Here is a 19593-nt window from a genome sequence, read left to right as displayed (position 1 = left end):
GGCATGGAGATGCAATACCCCATTTTTACCGAGGATATGAAGAAGACCCACACCATCCTCATCCCCAACATGGCCCCCGTGCAGTTCCGCATTCTGGCGGCGGCCATGGAGTACAAGGGCTACAAGGTGGAGCTGCTGGGCAACTGCGGCAGCCAGGTCAGTGAGTTGGGCCTCAAGTATGTCCATAACGACACCTGTTATCCCGCCCTGCTGGTCATCGGCCAGTTTTTGGACGCCCTGAACTCCGGCAAATACGACCTAGACCACACCGCCCTCATCATCACCCAGACCGGCGGCGGCTGCCGGGCCTCCAACTACATCTTCCTGCTGCGCAAGGCACTGGAAAAGGCGGGCTACGGCAACATCCCGGTGCTGAGCCTGAACTTCTCCGGCCTGGAGAAGGGCAACAGCCTGCCCATGGACCTGACCTTCATCCGCATGGCCCTGGCCGCCATCTACTACGGCGACCTGCTGGTGGCGCTGAAGGCCCAGACCTCCCCCTATGAGACCCATCCCGGTGACGCCGCGGCCTTACAGGAAAAATGGCTGGACACCATCTGCGGCTGGGTCCATGCGGGCAAGGGCTTCTCCCAGCGGGAGATGAAGACCGCCATGCCGAAGATCGCGGCGGAGTTCGCCGCCATCCCCGTCCGTCGGGTGCCCAAGGTCAAGGTGGGCGTGGTCGGCGAAATTTATGTGAAATACTCTCCCCTGGGCAACAACGACCTGGAGAACTTCCTGGCCTCCCAGGACTGCGAGGTGAACCTGCCGGGTCTGATGGGCTTCGTGCAGTACTGCGCCTACAACCCCAGCGAGACCGCCCGGCTGTATGGCGGTTCTTTCCTGGAAAAGCACGTCTCCGATGTGATTTTGGGCTATATCGCCCAGATGGAGAAGGTCATTATCAGCGCATTGAAAGACAACGGCTATCACGCGCCCCTGCCCTTCAACGAGCTGACAAAGCTCACCGAGGGCCTGATCAGCAAGGGCGACAAGATGGGCGAGGGCTGGCTCCTCACCGCTGAGATGGCGGAGCTGATCCGCTCCGGCTATGAGAACATCATCTGCGCCCAGCCCTTCGGCTGCCTGCCCAACCATATCTGCGGCAAGGGCATGATCAACAAGCTCCGGGAGATGTATCCTCAGGCCAACATCACCCCCATTGACTATGACCCCAGCGCCACCCGCGTCAACCAGGAGAACCGCATCAAGCTGATGCTGGCGGTGGCCCGGGAGCGGCTTGCTGAGAAAGAGGCGGAGAATGGTACGGCGCCCCATACCGGGGAGCAGGAGCCGGTGCTGGCATGAAGGTCCTGGTGCTGATGGGCAGTCCCCGGAAGCAGGGGAATACCGCCGCCCTGCTGCAGCCGTTCTGTGCGGAACTGGAAAGCGCCGGGGCGGAGGTGGAGACCGTTTGGCTGTATGACAAGGACATCCGCCCCTGCGTGGCCTGCCGGACCTGCCAGAAGGATTGGACAGTGTTCGGCTGTGCCCAGCAGGATGACGTACAGGAGATTTTTGACAAGGTGCTGGGCAGCGACATGATCGTACTGGCCACGCCTATCTACTCCTGGTACTGCACGCCGCCCATGAAGGCCCTGCTGGATCGGCTGGTATACGGTATGAACAAGTTCTACGGCGCTGAAAGGGGCCCCTCCCTGTGGGCGGGGAAGGCGGTGGCGCTGTTGATGACCTGCGGCTACCGCCCGGAGAAAGGCTGCGACCTCTTTGAGGAGGGCGTCCGCCGCTACTGCAAACACTCCGGCCTGCGGTATCTGGGCAGCCACGCCGAGCGGCACCTGGGCTACGACACCGTGTTTATGGACGTGGACAAGGAAGCCCGCACCCGGGAATTTGCCCGTGGACTTTTCAAAAGTATGTGATCATCGGAAGCGGCCCCTCGCGGGCCGCTTCTGTTTTTTCAGGCAGCTTCAAGCCGCAAATGCATTGACGAATGGCTTGCTTTGGCGGTATAATAACATGATTTACTATGTACACGGAGGAAGCGCTATGTGGATCGCGGACAAGTGGCAGGACTATGAACTTCTGGACTGCGGCGGGGGAGAGAAGCTGGAGCGCTGGGACAAGCAGTTCCTGGTGCGCCCGGACCCCCAGGCCATCTGGGAGACGCCCCATCAGAACCCCGCCTGGAAGCGGGCCAACGCCCGGTACCTGCGGAGTCAGACCGGCGGCGGACACTGGGAGAAGAAGGCCCTGCCGGAGAGCTGGAAGGTCCACTACGGTGAGCTGACGTTCCAGGTGAAGCCCATGAATTTCAAGCACACGGGCCTCTTCCCGGAGCAGGCGGTGAACTGGGACTTCGTCATGGAGAAGATCCGGAACGCCGGGCGGCCCATCCGGGTGCTGAACCTGTTCGCCTATACCGGCGGCGCCACGGTGGCCTGCGCCAAGGCGGGCGCCAGCGTGTGCCATGTGGACGCGGCAAAGGGCATGGTGGCCTGGGCACGGGAGAACGCCAAACTCTCCGGTCTGGAGGACGCCCCCATCCGCTGGATCATTGATGACTGCGCTAAATTCGTGGAGCGGGAAATTCGCCGGGGCAAGACCTACGACGCTATCATCATGGACCCACCCTCCTACGGGCGCGGCCCCGGCGGTGAGGTTTGGAAGCTGGAGGAAAACCTGTATCCCTTCGTGAAGCTGTGCGCCGGGGTGCTGTCGGACAAGCCTCTGTTTGTGCTGATCAACTCCTACACCACGGGCCTTGCCCCGTCTGTGCTGGGGTATCTGCTGAACATCCTGGTGGCCAGCAAATACGGCGGCAAGTGCACCTGGGACGAGCTGGGCCTGCCCGTCACGGAGACTGGGCTGGCCCTGCCCTGCGGCGCCACGGGAAGATGGTTCAGCGAGTGAAAACGGAAAGTGAGACCTGACATGTCTGCAATCATTGAAACAAAAGAACTGCGCTTTGCTTACCCGGCGGACGAGGGCGGCGAGCCGGTGTTTGCCCTACGGGGCGTGGATTTGGAGATCGAAAAGGGCAGCTTTGTGGTGGTGCTGGGGCACAACGGCTCCGGCAAGTCCACCTTGGCCAAGACCTTCAACGCCGTCCTGCTGCCTGCCGGGGGCAAAGTCTACGTGGAGGGCATGGACACCCTGGACGAAAAGCTGCTGCTGGCCATCCGCCAGCGGGTGGGTATGGTGTTCCAGAACCCGGATAACCAGATCGTCGCCAACGTGGTAGAAGAGGACGTGGCTTTCGCCCCGGAGAACCTGGGCGTGCCCACGGAAGAAATTCGCCGCCGGGTGGATGACGCCCTGAAAGCTGTGGGAATGTACGAATTCGTGACCCATGCGCCCCATCTGCTCTCCGGCGGCCAGAAGCAGCGCATTGCCATCGCTGGCGTCATCGCCATGGAGCCGGAGTGCATCGTGCTGGACGAGGCCACCGCCATGCTGGACCCCGTGGGTCGGCGGGAGGTGCTGTCCACCGTCCACCGTCTGAACCGGGAAAAGGGCATCACCGTCATCCTCATCACCCACCACATGAACGAGGCGGAGGAAGCCGACCGGGTGGTGGTCATGGACGACGGCAAGGTCACCATGGACGGCACGCCCCGGGAGGTATTTACCCGCATTGACGAGCTGCGCTCCATGGGCCTGACCACCCCGGACACGGTGGACCTGCTGGACCGCCTGCAGAAGGACGGCTGGAACGTGCCCCTGGACGCGCTGACCGTGGAGGAATGCGCGGACGCCATCGCAGCGGCAGCTCAAAACTGACTGGAAGGAAGAAACCGATTTGGAACCCATTTTACAGATCAAAAACCTGACCCACACCTACGGCGTGGGGACGCCCTTCCAGCGCAGCGCGGTGGAGGATATGAGCTTTGACGTATACGAGGGAGAGTTTCTCGGCATCATCGGACATACCGGCTCCGGCAAATCCACCCTCATTCAACACCTCAATGGGCTTTTGAAGCCCACGGCGGGGCAGGTCCTGCTGGGCGGGAAAGACATTTGGGCGGAGCCGAAAAAAATTCGGGACGTCCGCTTCCGGGTGGGCCTGGTGTTCCAGTACCCGGAGTACCAGCTCTTTGAGGAGACAGTCTACAAGGACATCGCCTTCGGTCCCACCAACCAGGGCAAAACCGGGGACGAGCTGGACCGCTGCGTCCGGGATGCCGCCCGTCTGGTGGGTATCCGGGACGACCAGCTGGACAAGTCCCCCTTTGAGCTGTCCGGCGGCCAGAAGCGCCGGGTGGCCCTGGCGGGCGTGCTGGCGATGGAGCCGGAGGTGCTGGTGCTGGACGAGCCCACCGCGGGTCTGGACCCGGCTGGCCGGGAGAACCTGATGGCAAACATCCGGGACTTCCACCGAAACCGGCACACCACGGTCATTCTGGTGAGCCACAGCATGGACGAGATCGCCCAGAACGTGGACCGTATCCTGGTGCTGAAAAGCGCCCACGTGCTGATGAGCGGCACCCCGGCGGAGGTCTTCGCCCGGGCGGACGAGCTGCTCACCGCCGGACTGGATGTGCCTCAGGTGACCCGCATTGCCATGGCCCTGAAAGAGCGGGGCCTGGACATCGACCCCGCCGTGTACACGGTGGAGGCTTTGGAACAGCAGATCCTGGCGCTGCGGAAGGGCGGTGCCGTATGCTGAAAGACATCACCCTGGGCCAGTATTTCCCCGGCACCACCGTGGCCCACAAGCTGGACCCCCGTACCAAAATTCTGCTGGTGGTTTTGTATATCGTGGCGCTGTTCTGCGCCAAGGGTGTCGTGGGCTATGCCCTGATGGCCCTGTGTTTGGCTGTGTGCGTCCGCATCTCCAAGGTGGGCATCAAGCAGCTGGTGCGGGGCTTGAAGCCCGTGCTGTTCATCATCATCTTTACCGGCCTTTTGAATTTGTTTTTCGTGACGGATGACACCTATCTGTTCCAGTGGGGCATCATCCGCATCTCCGAGGCGGGCTTGCGAAACGCCATTTTTATGGTGCTGCGCATTATGCTGCTCATCATGGGCACCTTCCTGATGACCTACACCACCAGCCCCATCAGCCTGACCGACGGTCTGGAGCGGCTGCTGAATGGGCTGAAGCGGTTCCATGTGCCGGTCCATGAGCTGGCGATGATGATGTCCATTGCCCTGCGGTTCATCCCCACGCTGATCGAGGAGACGGATAAAATTATGTCCGCTCAGAAGGCCCGGGGCGCGGACTTTGAAAGCGGCAATATCATCCAGAAGGCCAAGGCCCTCATCCCCATCCTGGTGCCGCTGTTCATCAGCGCCTTCCGCCGGGCGGACGAGCTGGCGACGGCCATGGAGTGCCGCTGCTACCACGGCGGCGAGGGCCGTACCAAGCTGCACATTTTGAAGTACGAGCGCCGGGACTATATCGCCCTGACCATCGGCGTGCTGGTATTGGCCGCCGTTCTGGTGCTGCGGTATTTCGGCATCTGAATTTGGAGAAGGGGGAGGCGGACTATGCGCAATATCGCCCTGAAACTGATGTATAATGGCACCGCCTACCACGGCTGGCAGGTGCAGAAAAACGCCGTCACCGTCTGCGAGACGCTGCAGAAGGCCCTGGAGCAGATCACCGGGGCCCCGGTGCACCTCACGGGCTGCGGCCGCACCGACGCCGGCGTCCACGCGGAGCACTATATCGCCAACTTCCGCACGGAGAGCCGCATTCCCATCGACCGCCTGCCCTTCGCCGTCAACACCCACACGCCGGAGGACATTGCGGTCAAAGAGGCGTTTGAAGTCGCGGAGGATTTCAACGCCATTGGCTCCTGCATCAAAAAGGAGTACACTTACCGCATTTACAATTCCCGTTTTAAGAACCCATTTTATGTCAACCGGGCCTATTTTTACCCGAAGCGGCTGGACGAGGAATTTCTGAACCGAGCGGCCCACCAGTTCGTGGGCACTCACGATTTCCGGGCCGTCCGCTCCGTGGGGACGGAGACGAAGTCCACTGTCCGCACCATCTACTGGTGCGATGTGACCCGGAACGGCGACCTGCTGGAGCTGAAGGTCTGCGCCAACGGTTTTTTGTATAACATGGTACGGGCCATTACCGGCACGGTCCTTTACGCGGCGGAGGGCAAGTTCCTGCCGGAGGACATTCCCGCCATTCTGGACAGCGGCGACCGGCGGCTGGCGGGCCCCACGGTGCCCCCCGGCGGACTGTACCTGACGAGACTTTGGTATGAGGACGAGCGACTGAACAATGGCTGATACAACAAGGGACATTTGGAATGACAACGACGGAGAAGAGGAGAAAAAACCCCGGCGGAAGCTGCGGGGATTCCTCCTGTTTCTCCTGACGCTGGTGGCCGTGCTGGGCGTGGTGATGTTTGCCGCCTACCGGGACGGCACCGGCTTTGATGTGCTGCGCCGCTATCTGAACTACGGCGGCGCGGAAAAGGCGGGCAGCGAGGCGGTCTATAACTTTGACGCCTCCTCCAGCAACCGCTTTGCGGTGCTGGGCGACCGGCTGGTGGTGCTGTCCGACACCCGGCTGCGGGTTTTGAACGCCAGCGGCGGCGAGGTGTGGTCCACGGCGGTCAGCATGACTGCTCCGGCGCTGGAAAGCGGCGGCGGCAAGGCTGTGGCCTACGATGTGGGCGGTACGGCGCTGTATGTGGTGGACCAGAACGGCGAGGTGTTTTCCCTGACCGCCACGGAGGAGGAGCCTCTGATCTCCGCCTCACTGAATGAGGAGGGGTGGCTGGCCGTCACCGCGAAAATGAAGGGCTATAAGGGCTGCGTCCGGGTCTATGACAGTGATATGGAGGAGGTGTTCCGGTTCCGCTCCTCCCGGCGCTTTCTCACGGATGCCTGGGTAGCCGGAAAGGGAGAGGCCCTGGCCGCTGTGACACTGGGCCAGGAGAACGGCACCTTTGTCAGCAATGTGGTGCTCTACCGTTTGACGGAGGAGGAGCCCTACGGTAATTACGACATCACCGACGGCCTGGTGGCTGACATCGGCTGGGTGGACGGCAAGTTTGCCGCCGTGTCCGATACCAGTCTGACCTTTGCCGGCATAAAGGGCGAGCTGGAGGGCAGCTTCGGCTACAAGGGCGCCCACCTCCGGGAATACGACCTTCATGGGGATGGTTTCGCGGCGGTGCTGCTGAACCGCTACCAGTCCGGCAGCGTGGGGCGGCTGGTGACCGTCGGCGCCGACGGCACGGAGCTGGGGAGCCTGGAGGTGTCCGAGGAAGTGCAGGACATCTCCGCCGCCGGCAGGTATCTGGCGGTGCTGTATCTGGACCGGCTGGTCATCTACAATCAGGCGCTGGAGACTTACGCCTCCCTGAAGGGCACGGAATCCGCCCGGGGCGTCCTGATGCGGACGGACGGTTCAGCGCTGCTGCTGTCTTCGGAATCCGCGAAATTGTTCCTGCCCTGAGCGGATGGGCAAATTCACAAAACGTTTACAGGAGAGAAGGTAGGCATTTTTGACGGCACCTGTTATAATAGACGCGATCGTTGTGATCTTTCTGGCAGGATTCACAATCTACGGCATCAGACGCGGACTTCTGCAGGCGCTGGCGGGTCTGGTGATCGTGATCGTGGCCCTGGTGGGCGCGGGCATGATCGCCGCCACCTTTTCCGCTCCTGCGGCTAAGCTGGCCGCGCCGCTGATCGAAAAGCGGATCGAGCAGAAGGTGGATACCGCCCTGGCGGAGCAGAAGCGGGAAGTGACGATGCCGGAGGACGATGTGGACTTCCAGCTGGAGGACCTGCTGGACTTGCTGGGATTGGACACCGATGTGCGGAAGCCCCTGGCGGAAAAGGCCGAGGAGACGGTGCGGGAGACCGGGGCGTCGCTGATCACCGCCGTGGTGGAGAGCATCGCCCAGTCCGTGATCTACGGCGTGCTGTACATCCTCTCTTTTCTGGCGCTGCTGGCGCTGCTCCATGTGCTGTTCAAGGCCATGGGCCTGCTGGTGAAGCTGCCGGGCCTGCGGGGGCTGAATGCTCTGGGCGGCGGCCTGCTGGGGCTGATCGAGGGTGCGCTGCTGCTGTTTCTGATCGTGTGGGCCGCCCGGCGGCTGGGCGTTTCCTTTGAAACGGAGACGCTGGCCGAGGCGCACATCCTGCGGATATTCACGGCCAATACGCCGCTGAGCGTACTGTCGTTTTTACAGTGACATTTTTTATACGCGCCTCCGGGCGCATGGAGGTTAAAATGCAGCCAACACTTTGTTCAAGATGCAAGAAAAACGTTGCCGTGGTGTTCATCTCGAAGCTGGACGGTGACAGGACCATCAATGAGGGCCTGTGCCTGAAATGCGCCAAGGACTTGGGATTGCCCCAGGTGGACGACATGATGAAGCGCATGGGTATCTCCGACGAGGATCTGGAGACCCTCAACAACGAGATGATGCAGGCCATGAACGGCGTGGAAAATATTGAGGACCTGCCCGGCGGGGACGAAGATGACGGCGAGGAGGAAGAGGGCAAGACCGCCACCTTCCCCTTCCTGAACCGCTTGTTCTCCGGCAGCGACGCGCCTAAGAGCGAGAGCGCCGACGAGGGCGGAGCCGCCGGCCGTGGCCGGGAGAAGAAGGAGCCGAAAAACGGCAAGCGGAAATATCTGGAGAATTACTGCATCTCCCTGACCCAGAAGGCCCAGGAGGGCAAGCTGGACCCGGTCATCGGTCGGGAGCAGGAGATCGAGCGGGTCATTCAGATTTTGAACCGCCGCCAGAAAAACAACCCCTGTCTCATCGGTGAGCCGGGTGTGGGCAAGACCGCCATCGCGGAGGGACTGGCTCAGCGCATCGCCAGGGGCGACGTGCCCTTCAAGCTGCGGGAGAAAGAGGTCTACCTGCTGGATCTGACGGCCCTGGTGGCCGGCACCCAGTTCCGGGGCCAGTTTGAGAGCCGGATGAAGGGCCTCATCGACGAGGTGAAGCGCCTGGGCAACATCATTCTGATGATCGACGAGGTCCACAATATCGTGGGCGCCGGCGACGCCGAGGGCAGCATGAACGCCGCCAATATCCTGAAGCCCGCCCTGTCCCGTGGGGAAATTCAGGTCATCGGCGCCACCACCTTCAACGAATACCGCAAGTCCATCGAAAAGGACACCGCCCTGGAGCGGCGCTTCCAGCCTGTCACCGTCAACGAACCCTCCATTGAGGACTCCATCCAGATTTTGAAGGGCCTGGCGCCCCGGTATGAGCAGTACCACGGTGTGCAGATCTCCGACGGCATCCTCCGTCAGGCAGTGGTGCTCTCCGAGCGGTATATCACAGACCGCTTCCTGCCGGACAAGGCCATCGACCTCATTGATGAGGCCTGTTCCGACCTGAACCTGAAAGACCCGGACATCTCCCGGCGGATGCAGGTCCAGCGGGAGCTGGACGACTACGAGAAAGAGCGGACCATGCTGGAGGAGAAAGAGGAGAAGGCCGAGGGCGACTACGCCCGCATGGCGGAGCTGAAGAGCCGGGAGCTCCAGCTCCACACGGAGCTGGACGGCCTGCTGGCAAAGGGCGACCCCCAGCTTTCCATGGAGAACCTGGCCCACGTCATCGAGCTCTGGACCAAGATCCCCGCCGCCAAGATCAGGGAGCAGGAGTTCCAGCGCCTCAGCCAGCTGGAGACCCGCCTCAAGAGCCACATCATCGGCCAGGACGAGGCTGTGGAGGCCGTGTCCGCCGCCGTCCGCCGGAACCGGGTGGGCATTTCCCCCAAGCACAAGCCCGTCAGCTTCATTTTCGTGGGTCCCACCGGCGTCGGCAAGACGGAGCTGGTGAAACAGCTTGCAACAGACCTGTTCAACACCCCCGACGCCCTCATCCGGCTGGATATGTCGGAATTTATGGAGAAGCACTCCGTCTCCCGCATCGTCGGCTCCCCGCCGGGCTATGTGGGCTATGACGAAGCGGGGCAGCTGACGGAGAAAATTCGCCGCAAGCCCTACGCCGTCATTCTGTTCGACGAGATCGAAAAGGCCCATCCCGATGTGCTGAACGTGCTGCTGCAGATTCTGGACGACGGCGAGATCACCGACGCCCATGGCCGCAAAGTGAACTTCGAGAACACCATCATCGTGATGACCTCCAACGCCGGCAGCGCCACTAAGGAGGGCAGCGTGGGCTTTGGCCGCACCCAGCAGGAGCAGGATTCCGACCGGGCCATGAAAGCCCTCCAGCAGTTCCTGCGGCCGGAGTTTATCAACCGTGTGGACGCCGTCATCACCTTCAACCGTCTGACCGAGGAGCACTTCCAGTCCATCGCCCGCATCATGCTGGGCGAGCTGGCGGATTCCCTGAAGGAGAAGGGTATCACCTTTACCTATGATGACGCACTGGTGGCCTTCCTGACGAAGAAATCCTTCTCCCGGACCTACGGTGCCCGGAATCTGCGGCGAACCATCCAGAAAGAGCTGGAGGACCCCATGGCGACGAAGATCATCGACAGCTACGAGCATCCCATCACCCAGGTGAAAGCCACGGCGGAGGACGAGGACGTCAAGCTGTATACCCTTTAAAGAAGCGGAGGGGGAGACGTGAAACTGTTTCGCAAGGATATTGACCCGCGCTGTGCTTACTGTCAGCGGGGCCAGCAGATCAACGAGCGGGAAGTGGCCTGTGTCAAGCGCGGGGTCGTTCCTATGGAACATCATTGCCGGGCGTTTAAGTATGACCCCTTGAAGCGGGTACCGCCCCGTCCCGCCGCGCTGAATACCGGCAAACTGAACGAATCTGATTTTTCACTGTAATGAAAAGGCACCCCGCGACGGGGTGCCTTTTTCAAAAGGAGGATTGTACAATGGAAAAGATATGGGCAGTTTCTTACAGCGCTACCGGCAATACGGACAAGACGGTGCGTACCATCGCCGAAGAACTGGCGGCGAAGCTGGGCCTGCCGCTGGAGCGGGTGAGCTTCACAAAACCCTCTGAGCGTGAAAAGGAATATTCCTTTACAGAAAATGACCTGGTGGTCATCGGCACGCCAACCTATGCCGGAAAAATGCCCAATAAGCTGCTGCCGGACTTCCAGAGCCGCTTCCATGGAAATGGCGCCCTTGCGGTTGCGGTCGTGACCTTCGGCAACCGAAATTATGACAATTCCCTGGCGGAATTGTGTGCGGTTCTGGAGGGTGACGGCTTCCATACCGTGGCTGCCGGGGCCTTTGTGGGGCAGCATGCCTTCACCGATGAGCTGGCTTACGGTCGTCCCGGCTGGAGCGACCTTTTTGAGATGAAGGAATTTGCCAAGCGAATAACTGTAAAGCTAAAAAACTTAACAGATACTTCCGGCCCGGTCAAGGCCCCCGGCGACGCGGCGGCTCCTTATTACGTGCCAAAAGGCGTTGACGGCCAGCCTGTCAAATTCCTGAAGGCCAAGCCTAAGACCGATCTCTCCAAATGCACGAACTGCGGCGCCTGCGCCAGGCTGTGCCCCATGGGGGCCATCGACCCGAAGGATGTGTCCAGCGTGCCCGGTACCTGCATCAAGTGCCAGCGGTGTGTCCGAAAATGCACCAAGGGGGCCAAGTATTTCGACGATGAGGCCTTCCTGTCCCATGTGAAGATGCTGGAACAGAACTTTGCGGAGCCCAGGGAGAACGAGACATTCCTGTAACCAGGTCCATATCTATGCGGCAAAGGAGACATCCCATCCGGGATGTCTCCTTCTCAATTGCAGTAAGTCTTATAAAGCTCCACATGGTCGTAAATGGCCCGCCAGGAGCTGTATGCGTTGCCGGTGACACAGATATACTCATTCCCATCGCTGTCCCGGCCGCAGCTGGCGGCGCAGTTGCCGGACTGCATCACGTAGCCGGTCTTGGCGCCGATGACCTCCACATCGCCGGTGTCCTTGTCCTCAATGCGCCGGAGGAACCAGTTGGAGAGGATCTGCCCCTCCGGATGCTCCGGCGTGGGGGCTGTTTCGTAAGTGCGGGCGTCCAGCACCTCCCGGCACAGCTCATTTTCCATGGCGGCGTTCAGAATGACCGCCATGTCCCGAACAGTGCAGTGGTGGGCTTCGTCGTACAGCCCCACGCAGTTTGTAAAATGGGTGGTCTCCGCAATGCCCAGCTCCTCTGCCTTTTCGTTCATCAGCTCTACAAAGGCCTCGTGGGACCCGGCGATATAAATGGCCAGGGCCAGGGCTGCGTCGGCGCCGGAGGGGAGGATGGTGCCATACAGCAGCTCCCGGACTGTGGCTGATTCGTTCAGCTCATAGCCCACTACGCTGCAGTCGTTGACGAAGCAGTAATCCGTGATGTCGATGGTAATAGGGACGGTGTCGTCCAGACTTTTCAGGTTTTCCACGGCCACCAGCAGCGTCATAATCTTCGTCATGGAGGCGGGGCTGATGACAGCCTCGGAATCTTTCTCCGCCAGGATGCTGCCGCTGGAGCGGTCGATGACCACGGCGTAAGCGCTGGGAAGGGCGTCGTCCAGTAAGACGGTATCCGCTGATGCCGCCGGAGTCCAAAGCGGTTCCGGCTCAGGTGGGGCGGTTTCTTCAAAAACAAGGGCAGCGGGAACTTCTGCTTCTGGTTCCGGTTCTTCTTTCGCACGGTGAGAGGCCCAGCCGGCCAAAAGGCAGGTCAGAATTAAAAGAAGGGCGCCCACGGGCAGCAGCTGCCGGAGTTGCCTGCGGCGGCGGGCCTGCTGAGCGGCTCTGCGCCGCTTCGCCCGCTGGGCACGGAGGGCTGCCCGTTCCTCGTCGGAGAGGACCGGTGTATATCGTTCGTCCATGAATGGCTCCTTGCAGGTATTTTTTTCATCATAGCACAAATGCCGGAAGATTTCACCATCAATTCTGAGGTTGGGAAAATTTTCTCCTGTCCTTTTTGAAAAGGACAGGAGGTTTGGCTGTCAGGTCCGGGCCGCGGGGCATAAGCTGGAATGAATTTGGAACTGGAGGGGAGCATATGGCTCAGGTAACGAATTTCTTTGTAGGGGCCAACAGCGGCGACGGTTTTCAGAATTTGTTCGGCCAGCTGGTGGACCTGGAGGATACATATGACTTCATGGTTTTGAAAGGCGGTCCCGGTGTAGGGAAAAACACCTTCATGCGGATGATCGGGCAGACCATGGAGCAGGCGGGCGCGGCGGTGGAATACCTCTGGTGCTCCGGGGACCCGGACTCCCTGGACGGCGTGGTGCTGCCGGAGCTGCACTGCGCCATCGCGGACGGCACCAGTCCCCATGTCCTGGAACCGAAGTACCCTGCGGCGGTGGACCGCTACGTGGACCTGGGTCGGTTCTACGACCTCACCGCCGCCAAAGCCGCCGCGGAAGAGGTAAAGGCCCACACCCACGATTATCAGGCCGCCTACGTCCGGGCCTACCGCAGCCTGAAAGCTGCCCGTCAGGTGGAACTGGACACCCTGACGGCAGTGGCCCAGACCTTTGACGCCGGCCGGGCGGAGCGCCGGGTGGAGGGCATTATCGCCCGGGAGCTGCGGGGCAGGCGGGGACGGCGGGGCAAAACCACCCGCCGCTTCCTGGGCAGCATTACCCACAAGGGCTATCTCTGGTGCTTTGACAGCGTGGACGCCCTGTGCCCCAAGGTCTACGAGTTCGCGGACAGCTGGGAGCTGGCGGCGCCGTACCTGGCCCGGCTCCATGAGGCTGCCGTGGAGCAGGGGTGGGACACCATCCTCTGCATGTCCCCGGAGGCCCCCGACCAGGCGGAGCACCTGCTCATCCCCGGCCTGGGGCTGGCCTTTGTCACCTCCCGGCCCGGCATGGACTACGGGAAAAAGCCCCACCGCCGTATCCGGCTGGACGCCATGGCGGAGCCGTCAGGTAAGGCCCGGCTGCGGTTCCAGACCCGCATGACGGCGCTGCTCCGTGAGGAAGGCGTCGCTGCGCTGAAAGATGCCAAGGCCAGCCACGACGCCCTGGAGGCGGTCTATAACCCCTATGTGGACTTCGACGGCGTCCGGGCACTGGCGGCTCTGGAGGCGGGACGGCTGCTGAGTTATCTGGGCTGAGCCGTTCCCTTTTTCCGCCGAATGTGGTATGATGGGTCCGGTGAAAAAGGAGACGGGACCCATGACAAAAGAAGAAGCACTGAAAACTTATTTCGGTTACGACGCCTTCCGGGGCGGACAGGAGCCGGTGATCGATACGCTGTTATCCGGGCGGGACGCCCTGGCCATCATGCCCACGGGGGCGGGAAAATCGGTTTGCTACCAGGTCCCCGCCCTGTTGCTGCCGGGTATTACCCTGGTCATTTCACCGCTGGTGTCCCTGATGCGTGACCAGGTGACGCAGCTTGTGCAGATGGGCGTTCCGGCGGCATTTCTGAACAGCAGCCTGACCTTCAGGCAGTACCTGCTGGCCCTGAGCCGGGCAAAAGAAGGACGGTACAAAATCATCTACGTGGCCCCGGAGCGGCTGGAGACGGAGGGATTCCTGGACTTCGCCTGTCACGCGGACATCTCTCTGGTGGCGGTGGACGAAGCCCACTGCATCTCCCAGTGGGGCCAGGACTTCCGTCCTTCCTATCTGCATATCCCGGCGTTTCTGGAGAAGCTGGGCCGCCGCCCGCCTCTGGGGGCCTTTACCGCCACCGCCACGCCGGAGGTCCGGGAGGACATCGAAAAACTATTGGGCCTGCGGGACCCATTGCGGGTGACCACGGGCTTTGACCGGAAGAACCTGTATTTCGAGGTCCAGGAGCCTGCCGACAAGCGGTCAGCCCTGCTGGAGCTGGTCCGAAGCCGCCCGGACAAGTGCGGCATCGTCTACTGTTCCACCCGGAAGACCGTGGAGGAGGTCTGCGGCCTTTTGCAGGAGGCGAGAGTCTCCGCCACCCGCTACCACGCCGGGCTGGAGCCGGAGGAACGGCAGCGGAATCAGGAGGATTTCCTCTATGACCGGGCCCGGGTGATGGTGGCCACCAATGCCTTCGGCATGGGCATCGACAAGTCGGATGTCCGCTACGTCATCCATTATAATATGCCCAAGGACATTGAGAGCTACTACCAGGAGGCGGGCCGTGCCGGACGGGACGGCCTGCCCTCCAGCTGTATCCTGCTGTACAGCGGCCGGGATGTGCGGACGGCCCAGTTTCTCATCGAGCACGGCGAGAGCCGGGAGGAGCTGGACGCTGAAACGGCGGAGCGCCTGCGGGAGCGGGACATGCTGCGGCTGCGGAAGATGGTGGGCTACTGCCGGACCCGCCGCTGCCTGCGGCAGTACATTTTGCAGTATTTCGGCGAGACGGCCCCGGACACCTGCGACACCTGCTGGAACTGCCTCCACAACTTTGAGGAGGTGGACATCGGTCGGGAGGCCCGTGCCATCCTCCGCTGCGTCATGGAGACGGGCCAGCACTTCGGCGTGTCCGTCATCGCGGAGACACTCTGCGGCGCGGAATCGGACAAGGTACGGAAGTACCACATGGACGAAGAGGCCACCTACGGCCTCCTGCGGGACATGAGCCAGAAGGAGGTGCGGGACCGCATCCGGTTTTTGATCGACGAGGGCGTCCTGGCCCTCAGCCCCGGCCCCTACCCGGTGGTGCTGCTGGGGGAGCGGGCGGAGGACGCCGTGCTGGGCGGCCTGTATATGCGGGCGGTGAAGGAGGAGCGGCCCGCCGCCCGCCGTCCCGTCCCGGAGGAGCTGGACGGCGCCCAGGCGGAGCTGTTCGGGCGGCTGCGGGCATTGCGGGCACGGCTGGCCCGGCGGCAGGGCATCCCCGCCTACGCCGTATTTTCGGACAAGACGCTGCGGGAGCTGGCGGTGGTCCGGCCCCGCACCTTGGAGGAGCTGAAGTCCGTCAGCGGCATCGGCGACGCGAAAGCGAGAAAGTACGGAAAACAGGTTCTGGAGGAGATCGGCGGTATATAGGTGTGGAGCATTTTGCTTTTCCCGTGTTTTGCTGAGAGAAAAGCGGCGTGTCTGCCGGATATGATGCGGCTTCGGTGGAAAGCTAGTCCCGTCAGGGGGCGGAATCATGACAAAAGGAGAGAATGACAGGATATGGGATGCGGACATGATGGATGCGGCGCCTGCTGCGGCGGAAGCTGCGGCGGCTGCGGGGAGCTGGAGCTGACGCGGCAGGAGATCGGCTTGCTGCGCCGGTTTGCTCAGTTCCCGTTTCTCCCTGTGGCCCGGCGCTGGGATTCGGAGACGCCGGTTTACCTGGAAGAGGGGACGGAGCATGCGGAGGAGTACAGCGCCGCCATTACGGGGCTGGAGATCAAGCGGCTGATCCGGCTGGACTATGACCTGCCCCTGACGAATTTTGATTATGGGGCCTACGGACAGTATCCCTGCCAGGGGAGCATGGCGCTCACCGCCAGAGGACAGGCGGTGGTGGAATTGCTGGAGATCCAGGGAGTCCGGGAATAAGGAGCATGTACCGTGAAAAAGCAGCCCGCCAACAGGAGCGTTGGCGGGCTGCTTTTTGGGGATCGGTCAGATCACATAGTCATTGCCACTGGTGCCGGATTGCACCAGGTCCACAATCGTGACGTTGTCCAGGTAGTCGTTAATGACCTGATTCAGTCCCTGCCACAGCGGAAGGGTACGGCACTGCGCCATTCGCGGGCAGGAGGCGGCGCCTTCCTCCAGACAGGCCACCGGGGCCAGGGATTCCTCTGTCAGACGCAGGATGCTGCCTACCGTGTATTGGTCGGGGGATTTCGTCAGGCGGTAGCCGCCGCCTTTCCCCCGCACGCCGTTCAAAAGCTTGGCCTTCACCAGGAGCTTGATGATGCTCTCTAAATATTTTTCAGAGATTTCCTGCCGCTCCGCGATCACTTTCAGAGGGATAAAGCCCTCAGACTGATGCTCCGCCAGATCCACCATGACCCGCAGCGCATAGCGTCCCTTTGTTGAAATCAGCATGGAAAAGCCTCCTCTTCCTTTGTGAAACCTATTATACAATATGGTTGATGGGGAATCAATGAAAAGTTTGCGTCAAAGCGGGCACAGCCATACACATTTGTCGCCAAAATCATTTTATAAGGAAAGTGCTTGACATTCCCGGACGAAAGGATTACACTCAAATCAACAAATGAACAAGTGCTCATTTGTTTAAGCAATTAGAAAGGGGCTACCAAACATGAAAAAGACTTATAAGATCGATGTGGACTGCGCCAACTGCGCCAACAAAATGGAGGAGGCCGCCAAGAAGACCGCCGGCGTCGCGGACGCCACCGTGAACTTTATGGCGCTGAAAATGATCGTTGAATTCGAGGACGGCCAGGACCCCAAGGCTGTGATGCAGGAAGTTTTGAAGAACTGCAAGAAGGTCGAGGACGACTGCGAGATCTTCCTGTAAGCGCGCCGGCGGGAGGCCGCGCTCTGTTGGGAATCGGAGGAGGACCCTATGAATAAGAAACAGAAAAAGATGCTGGTGCGCATCCTGGCGGCAGTGGCGCTGCTGGTGCTTCTGACCGTGCTGCCGGTGCCGGAGGGACCTGTGCAGCTGCTCCTGTATCTGCTCCCTTACCTTGTGATCGGCTATGATATTCTGCTGAAAGCCTGGAAAGGGATCTGTAACCGGCAGGTGTTCGATGAGAATTTCCTGATGGCGGTGGCCACCGTGGGCGCCATGATCTTAGGCGACTACAAGGAGGGAACAGCCGTCATGCTGTTCTATCAGATCGGCGAGCTGTTCCAGAGCTATGCCGTGGGCAGGAGCCGCAGGAATATCAGCCAGCTCATGGACATCCGGCCCGATTACGCCAACATTGAGGGTGAAAACGGTCTGGAGCGGGTGGACCCGGATGAGGTGGAAGTTGGCACGGTCATCGTGGTCCAGCCCGGCGAGAAGGTTCCCATTGACGGCGTGGTGATGGAGGGAAAAGCGGCGCTGAACACCAGCGCCCTCACCGGCGAAAGCCTGCCCCGGGATGTCAAGCCCGGCGACGACATCATCAGCGGCTGCATCAACATGAACGGCGTGCTGAAGATCCGCACCACCCGGGAATTCGGAGAGTCCACGGTTTCAAAGATCCTGGACCTGGTGGAGAACTCCAGCTCCAAAAAATCCCAGTCCGAGCGGTTTATCTCCCGTTTTGCCCATTACTACACCCCTGCTGTCTGTTACAGCGCGCTGGCGCTGGCGGTATTGCCTCCGCTGGTCATGCTGCTGCTGGGGCGCGCGCCCCAGTGGGGCCAGTGGGTCTATCGTGCCCTGACGTTCCTGGTCATCAGCTGCCCGTGCGCGCTGGTCATCAGTATCCCCCTGAGCTTTTTCGCGGGCATTGGCGGCGCCAGCCATGCCGGTGTACTGGTGAAGGGCTCTAACTATCTGGAGACTCTGGCCCAGACCCGGTATGTGGTGTTTGACAAAACCGGCACCCTGACACGGGGCGTTTTTGAGGTGGTGGGCGTCCATCACAATCAGGTGGAAGAGGAGAAGCTGCTGGAATATGCGGCTCTGGCCGAGAGCTTTTCCTCCCACCCCATCAGCCGCAGTTTGAAGGAGGCCTACGGAAAGCCTCTGGACGAGAACCGGGTGACAGATGTGGAGGAGATCAGCGGCAACGGCGTCACGGCCAAAGTGGATGGCGTCAGCGTGGCGGTGGGCAATGAAAAGCTGATGCGGAGGCTTGACGTGGAGGCGATCCCGTGCCATCATGTAGGTACCATCGTCCATGTGGCCATCGGCGGCAGCTATGCCGGACATGTCCTGATCTCCGATGTGGCAAAGCCCACGTCGGCCCAGGCCATCCGGGAACTGCGGAAGGCCGGCATCCGCAAGACGGTCATGCTCACCGGCGATACGGAGCGCGTTGCGCGGCAGGTGGCTCAGGAATTGGGCGTGGACGAGGTCCACAGTGAGCTGCTGCCCGCGGATAAGGTGGACCGGATCGAGGCGCTGCTGGACCGGAAAGGTCCCAAGGAGCGGCTGGCTTTTGTGGGTGACGGCATCAACGACGCCCCTGTCCTCTCCCGGGCGGATATCGGCATCGCCATGGGCGCCTTGGGCTCCGACGCCGCTATTGAGGCAGCGGACGTGGTGCTGATGGATGACGACCCGATGAAGATCGTGACGGCTATCCGGATCGCCCGGAAGTGTATGCGCATCGTCTACGAGAACATTTATTTTGCCATTGGCATCAAGCTGGTCTGCCTGGCTTTAGGTGCGCTGGGCGTCGCCAACATGTGGGTCGCCATTTTCGCGGATGTGGGCGTCATGGTGCTGGCCGTTCTGAATGCCATCCGGGCGCTGATCGTGAAAAAACTCTGAGGAGGAGACGCCATGACGGAACAGGAAGAGTTCTGCTGTGAGACGGAAGAAGTCCATGAGGACCTATTGAAGATCGTGAATGAGACGATGCCGGATGAAACGGAATTGTATGATCTGGCGGAGCTGTTTAAGATTTTCGGAGATTCCACCCGCATCCGCATTTTGTTTGTGCTGTTCGAGGCGGAGGTCTGTGTCTGCGACCTCGCCTCGGTGCTGAACATGACCCAGTCGGCCATTTCCCATCAGCTGAAAATTCTGAAACAGAATAAGCTGGTCAAGAGCCGCCGGGAGGGGAAGTCCGTATTTTATTCCCTGGCGGACGACCATGTGCGGACCATTATCGCCCAGGGACAGGAACATATTGAGGAATGACGCGCTGTGCGCGGAAACTAAAAGAAGGCCGGACGCTTGCGTCCGGCC

The 19593-nt window shown here is 61.1% G+C and carries 20 protein-coding genes; 18 read left to right on the top strand and 2 right to left on the bottom strand.

The annotated features are described in order from the left end of the window. The first annotated feature begins 3 nt into the window (after positions 1–3). From JQM68_RS08380 to JQM68_RS08325, 12 genes are all read left to right on the top strand, one after another. Positions 4–1308, top strand: a complete 1305-nt coding sequence (locus JQM68_RS08380; RefSeq protein ID WP_268821450.1) for a 2-hydroxyacyl-CoA dehydratase — start codon at positions 4–6, stop codon at positions 1306–1308. Beyond that, a complete protein-coding gene (locus JQM68_RS08375) occupies positions 1305–1883 on the top strand; it encodes a flavodoxin family protein (RefSeq protein WP_235222557.1) in 579 nt (192 codons plus the stop codon). Before JQM68_RS08380 ends, JQM68_RS08375 begins: the two co-directional genes overlap by 4 nt. A gap of 127 nt (positions 1884–2010) precedes the next feature. Further along, the gene (locus JQM68_RS08370) at positions 2011–2874 is read left to right on the top strand and encodes a class I SAM-dependent methyltransferase (protein WP_235222556.1); all 864 of its coding nucleotides are present in this window, start codon (positions 2011–2013) and stop codon (positions 2872–2874) included. Positions 2875–2895: 21 nt separating this feature from the next. Beyond that, the gene (locus tag JQM68_RS08365; RefSeq protein ID WP_235222555.1) at positions 2896–3744 is read left to right on the top strand and encodes an energy-coupling factor transporter ATPase; all 849 of its coding nucleotides are present in this window, start codon (positions 2896–2898) and stop codon (positions 3742–3744) included. 19 nt (positions 3745–3763) lie between these two features. Beyond that, the gene (locus tag JQM68_RS08360) at positions 3764–4630 is read left to right on the top strand and encodes an energy-coupling factor transporter ATPase (protein WP_235222554.1); all 867 of its coding nucleotides are present in this window, start codon (positions 3764–3766) and stop codon (positions 4628–4630) included. Further along, positions 4624–5430 (top strand): energy-coupling factor transporter transmembrane component T family protein, encoded by an 807-nt coding sequence (locus tag JQM68_RS08355; protein WP_235222553.1) that lies wholly within the window; start codon positions 4624–4626, stop codon positions 5428–5430. Before JQM68_RS08360 ends, JQM68_RS08355 begins: the two co-directional genes overlap by 7 nt. A 24-nt stretch (positions 5431–5454) precedes the next feature. After that, positions 5455–6213, top strand: a complete 759-nt coding sequence (truA, locus tag JQM68_RS08350) for a tRNA pseudouridine(38-40) synthase TruA (protein ID WP_235222552.1) — start codon at positions 5455–5457, stop codon at positions 6211–6213. Then, on the top strand, positions 6206–7390 hold the full coding sequence (locus tag JQM68_RS08345) for a DUF5711 family protein (RefSeq protein ID WP_235222551.1): 1185 nt from the start codon (positions 6206–6208) through the stop codon (positions 7388–7390). Before truA ends, JQM68_RS08345 begins: the two co-directional genes overlap by 8 nt. 49 nt (positions 7391–7439) lie before the next feature. Continuing rightward, the gene (locus JQM68_RS08340) at positions 7440–8135 is read left to right on the top strand and encodes a CvpA family protein (RefSeq protein ID WP_235222550.1); all 696 of its coding nucleotides are present in this window, start codon (positions 7440–7442) and stop codon (positions 8133–8135) included. Between the two features lie 38 nt (positions 8136–8173). Further along, positions 8174–10486: an ATP-dependent Clp protease ATP-binding subunit gene (locus JQM68_RS08335; protein ID WP_235222549.1), complete on the top strand. Its 2313-nt coding sequence runs from the start codon at positions 8174–8176 to the stop codon at positions 10484–10486. Positions 10487–10504: 18 nt separating this feature from the next. Then, a complete protein-coding gene (locus JQM68_RS08330; protein ID WP_235222548.1) occupies positions 10505–10717 on the top strand; it encodes a hypothetical protein in 213 nt (70 codons plus the stop codon). Positions 10718–10767: 50 nt separating this feature from the next. Continuing rightward, complete coding sequence (locus JQM68_RS08325) at positions 10768–11583, top strand: 4Fe-4S binding protein (RefSeq protein WP_235222547.1); 816 nt, start codon at positions 10768–10770, stop codon at positions 11581–11583. A 53-nt stretch (positions 11584–11636) separates the two neighbouring features. Here the strand turns inward: JQM68_RS08325 and JQM68_RS08320 are convergent, their stop codons facing one another. Further along, positions 11637–12710, bottom strand: coding sequence for a D-alanyl-D-alanine carboxypeptidase family protein (locus JQM68_RS08320; RefSeq protein ID WP_235222546.1), 1074 nt, complete (start codon positions 12708–12710; stop codon positions 11637–11639). Positions 12711–12886: 176 nt separating this feature from the next. On the opposite strand from JQM68_RS08320, the gene JQM68_RS08315 reads away from it, so the two are divergent. The 3 genes from JQM68_RS08315 to JQM68_RS08305 all read left to right on the top strand — a co-directional run bounded on the left by JQM68_RS08315 (position 12887) and on the right by JQM68_RS08305 (position 16322). Further along, the gene (locus tag JQM68_RS08315; protein WP_235222545.1) at positions 12887–13954 is read left to right on the top strand and encodes a hypothetical protein; all 1068 of its coding nucleotides are present in this window, start codon (positions 12887–12889) and stop codon (positions 13952–13954) included. A gap of 61 nt (positions 13955–14015) precedes the next feature. Further along, complete coding sequence (recQ, locus tag JQM68_RS08310) at positions 14016–15818, top strand: DNA helicase RecQ (protein ID WP_235222544.1); 1803 nt, start codon at positions 14016–14018, stop codon at positions 15816–15818. A gap of 132 nt (positions 15819–15950) precedes the next feature. Next, positions 15951–16322 (top strand): hypothetical protein, encoded by a 372-nt coding sequence (locus tag JQM68_RS08305; RefSeq protein ID WP_235222543.1) that lies wholly within the window; start codon positions 15951–15953, stop codon positions 16320–16322. Positions 16323–16388: 66 nt separating this feature from the next. On the opposite strand, the gene JQM68_RS08300 is transcribed toward JQM68_RS08305, so the two are convergent. Continuing rightward, on the bottom strand, positions 16389–16820 hold the full coding sequence (locus JQM68_RS08300; RefSeq protein WP_235222542.1) for an RrF2 family transcriptional regulator: 432 nt from the start codon (positions 16818–16820) through the stop codon (positions 16389–16391). 217 nt (positions 16821–17037) lie between these two features. On the opposite strand from JQM68_RS08300, the gene JQM68_RS08295 reads away from it, so the two are divergent. From JQM68_RS08295 to JQM68_RS08285, 3 genes are read left to right on the top strand one after another with little or no spacing between them, the layout of a single operon-like run. After that, positions 17038–17256 (top strand): cation transporter, encoded by a 219-nt coding sequence (locus tag JQM68_RS08295; RefSeq protein ID WP_235222541.1) that lies wholly within the window; start codon positions 17038–17040, stop codon positions 17254–17256. A 48-nt stretch (positions 17257–17304) separates the two neighbouring features. Continuing rightward, positions 17305–19173, top strand: a complete 1869-nt coding sequence (locus tag JQM68_RS08290; RefSeq protein WP_235222540.1) for a heavy metal translocating P-type ATPase — start codon at positions 17305–17307, stop codon at positions 19171–19173. Positions 19174–19185: 12 nt separating this feature from the next. Next, positions 19186–19545: an ArsR/SmtB family transcription factor gene (locus JQM68_RS08285; protein ID WP_235222539.1), complete on the top strand. Its 360-nt coding sequence runs from the start codon at positions 19186–19188 to the stop codon at positions 19543–19545. Positions 19546–19593: the final 48 nt, after the last annotated feature.

Source organism: Oscillibacter valericigenes, from assembly GCF_021531435.1.
GTDB lineage: Bacteria > Bacillota > Clostridia > Oscillospirales > Oscillospiraceae > Oscillibacter > Oscillibacter valericigenes_B.
This window is presented reverse-complemented; position numbering and strand designations above follow the sequence as displayed.

What these genes read in the sequence shown, in the direction of transcription:
- JQM68_RS08380 (WP_268821450.1), top strand. Translation starts at nt 4, where the DNA reads ATGGAGATGCAATACCCCATTTTTACCGAGGATATGAAGAAGACCCAC.
- JQM68_RS08375 (WP_235222557.1), top strand. Translation starts at nt 1,305, where the DNA reads ATGAAGGTCCTGGTGCTGATGGGCAGTCCCCGGAAGCAGGGGAATACC.
- JQM68_RS08370 (WP_235222556.1), top strand. Translation starts at nt 2,011, where the DNA reads ATGTGGATCGCGGACAAGTGGCAGGACTATGAACTTCTGGACTGCGGC.
- JQM68_RS08365 (WP_235222555.1), top strand. Translation starts at nt 2,896, where the DNA reads ATGTCTGCAATCATTGAAACAAAAGAACTGCGCTTTGCTTACCCGGCG.
- JQM68_RS08355 (WP_235222553.1), top strand. Translation starts at nt 4,624, where the DNA reads ATGCTGAAAGACATCACCCTGGGCCAGTATTTCCCCGGCACCACCGTG.
- truA (WP_235222552.1), top strand. Translation starts at nt 5,455, where the DNA reads ATGCGCAATATCGCCCTGAAACTGATGTATAATGGCACCGCCTACCAC.
- JQM68_RS08345 (WP_235222551.1), top strand. Translation starts at nt 6,206, where the DNA reads ATGGCTGATACAACAAGGGACATTTGGAATGACAACGACGGAGAAGAG.
- JQM68_RS08335 (WP_235222549.1), top strand. Translation starts at nt 8,174, where the DNA reads ATGCAGCCAACACTTTGTTCAAGATGCAAGAAAAACGTTGCCGTGGTG.
- JQM68_RS08325 (WP_235222547.1), top strand. Translation starts at nt 10,768, where the DNA reads ATGGAAAAGATATGGGCAGTTTCTTACAGCGCTACCGGCAATACGGAC.
- JQM68_RS08320 (WP_235222546.1), bottom strand. Translation starts at nt 12,710, where the DNA reads ATGGACGAACGATATACACCGGTCCTCTCCGACGAGGAACGGGCAGCC.
- JQM68_RS08315 (WP_235222545.1), top strand. Translation starts at nt 12,887, where the DNA reads ATGGCTCAGGTAACGAATTTCTTTGTAGGGGCCAACAGCGGCGACGGT.
- recQ (WP_235222544.1), top strand. Translation starts at nt 14,016, where the DNA reads ATGACAAAAGAAGAAGCACTGAAAACTTATTTCGGTTACGACGCCTTC.
- JQM68_RS08305 (WP_235222543.1), top strand. Translation starts at nt 15,951, where the DNA reads ATGGGATGCGGACATGATGGATGCGGCGCCTGCTGCGGCGGAAGCTGC.
- JQM68_RS08300 (WP_235222542.1), bottom strand. Translation starts at nt 16,820, where the DNA reads ATGCTGATTTCAACAAAGGGACGCTATGCGCTGCGGGTCATGGTGGAT.
- JQM68_RS08295 (WP_235222541.1), top strand. Translation starts at nt 17,038, where the DNA reads ATGAAAAAGACTTATAAGATCGATGTGGACTGCGCCAACTGCGCCAAC.
- JQM68_RS08290 (WP_235222540.1), top strand. Translation starts at nt 17,305, where the DNA reads ATGAATAAGAAACAGAAAAAGATGCTGGTGCGCATCCTGGCGGCAGTG.
- JQM68_RS08285 (WP_235222539.1), top strand. Translation starts at nt 19,186, where the DNA reads ATGACGGAACAGGAAGAGTTCTGCTGTGAGACGGAAGAAGTCCATGAG.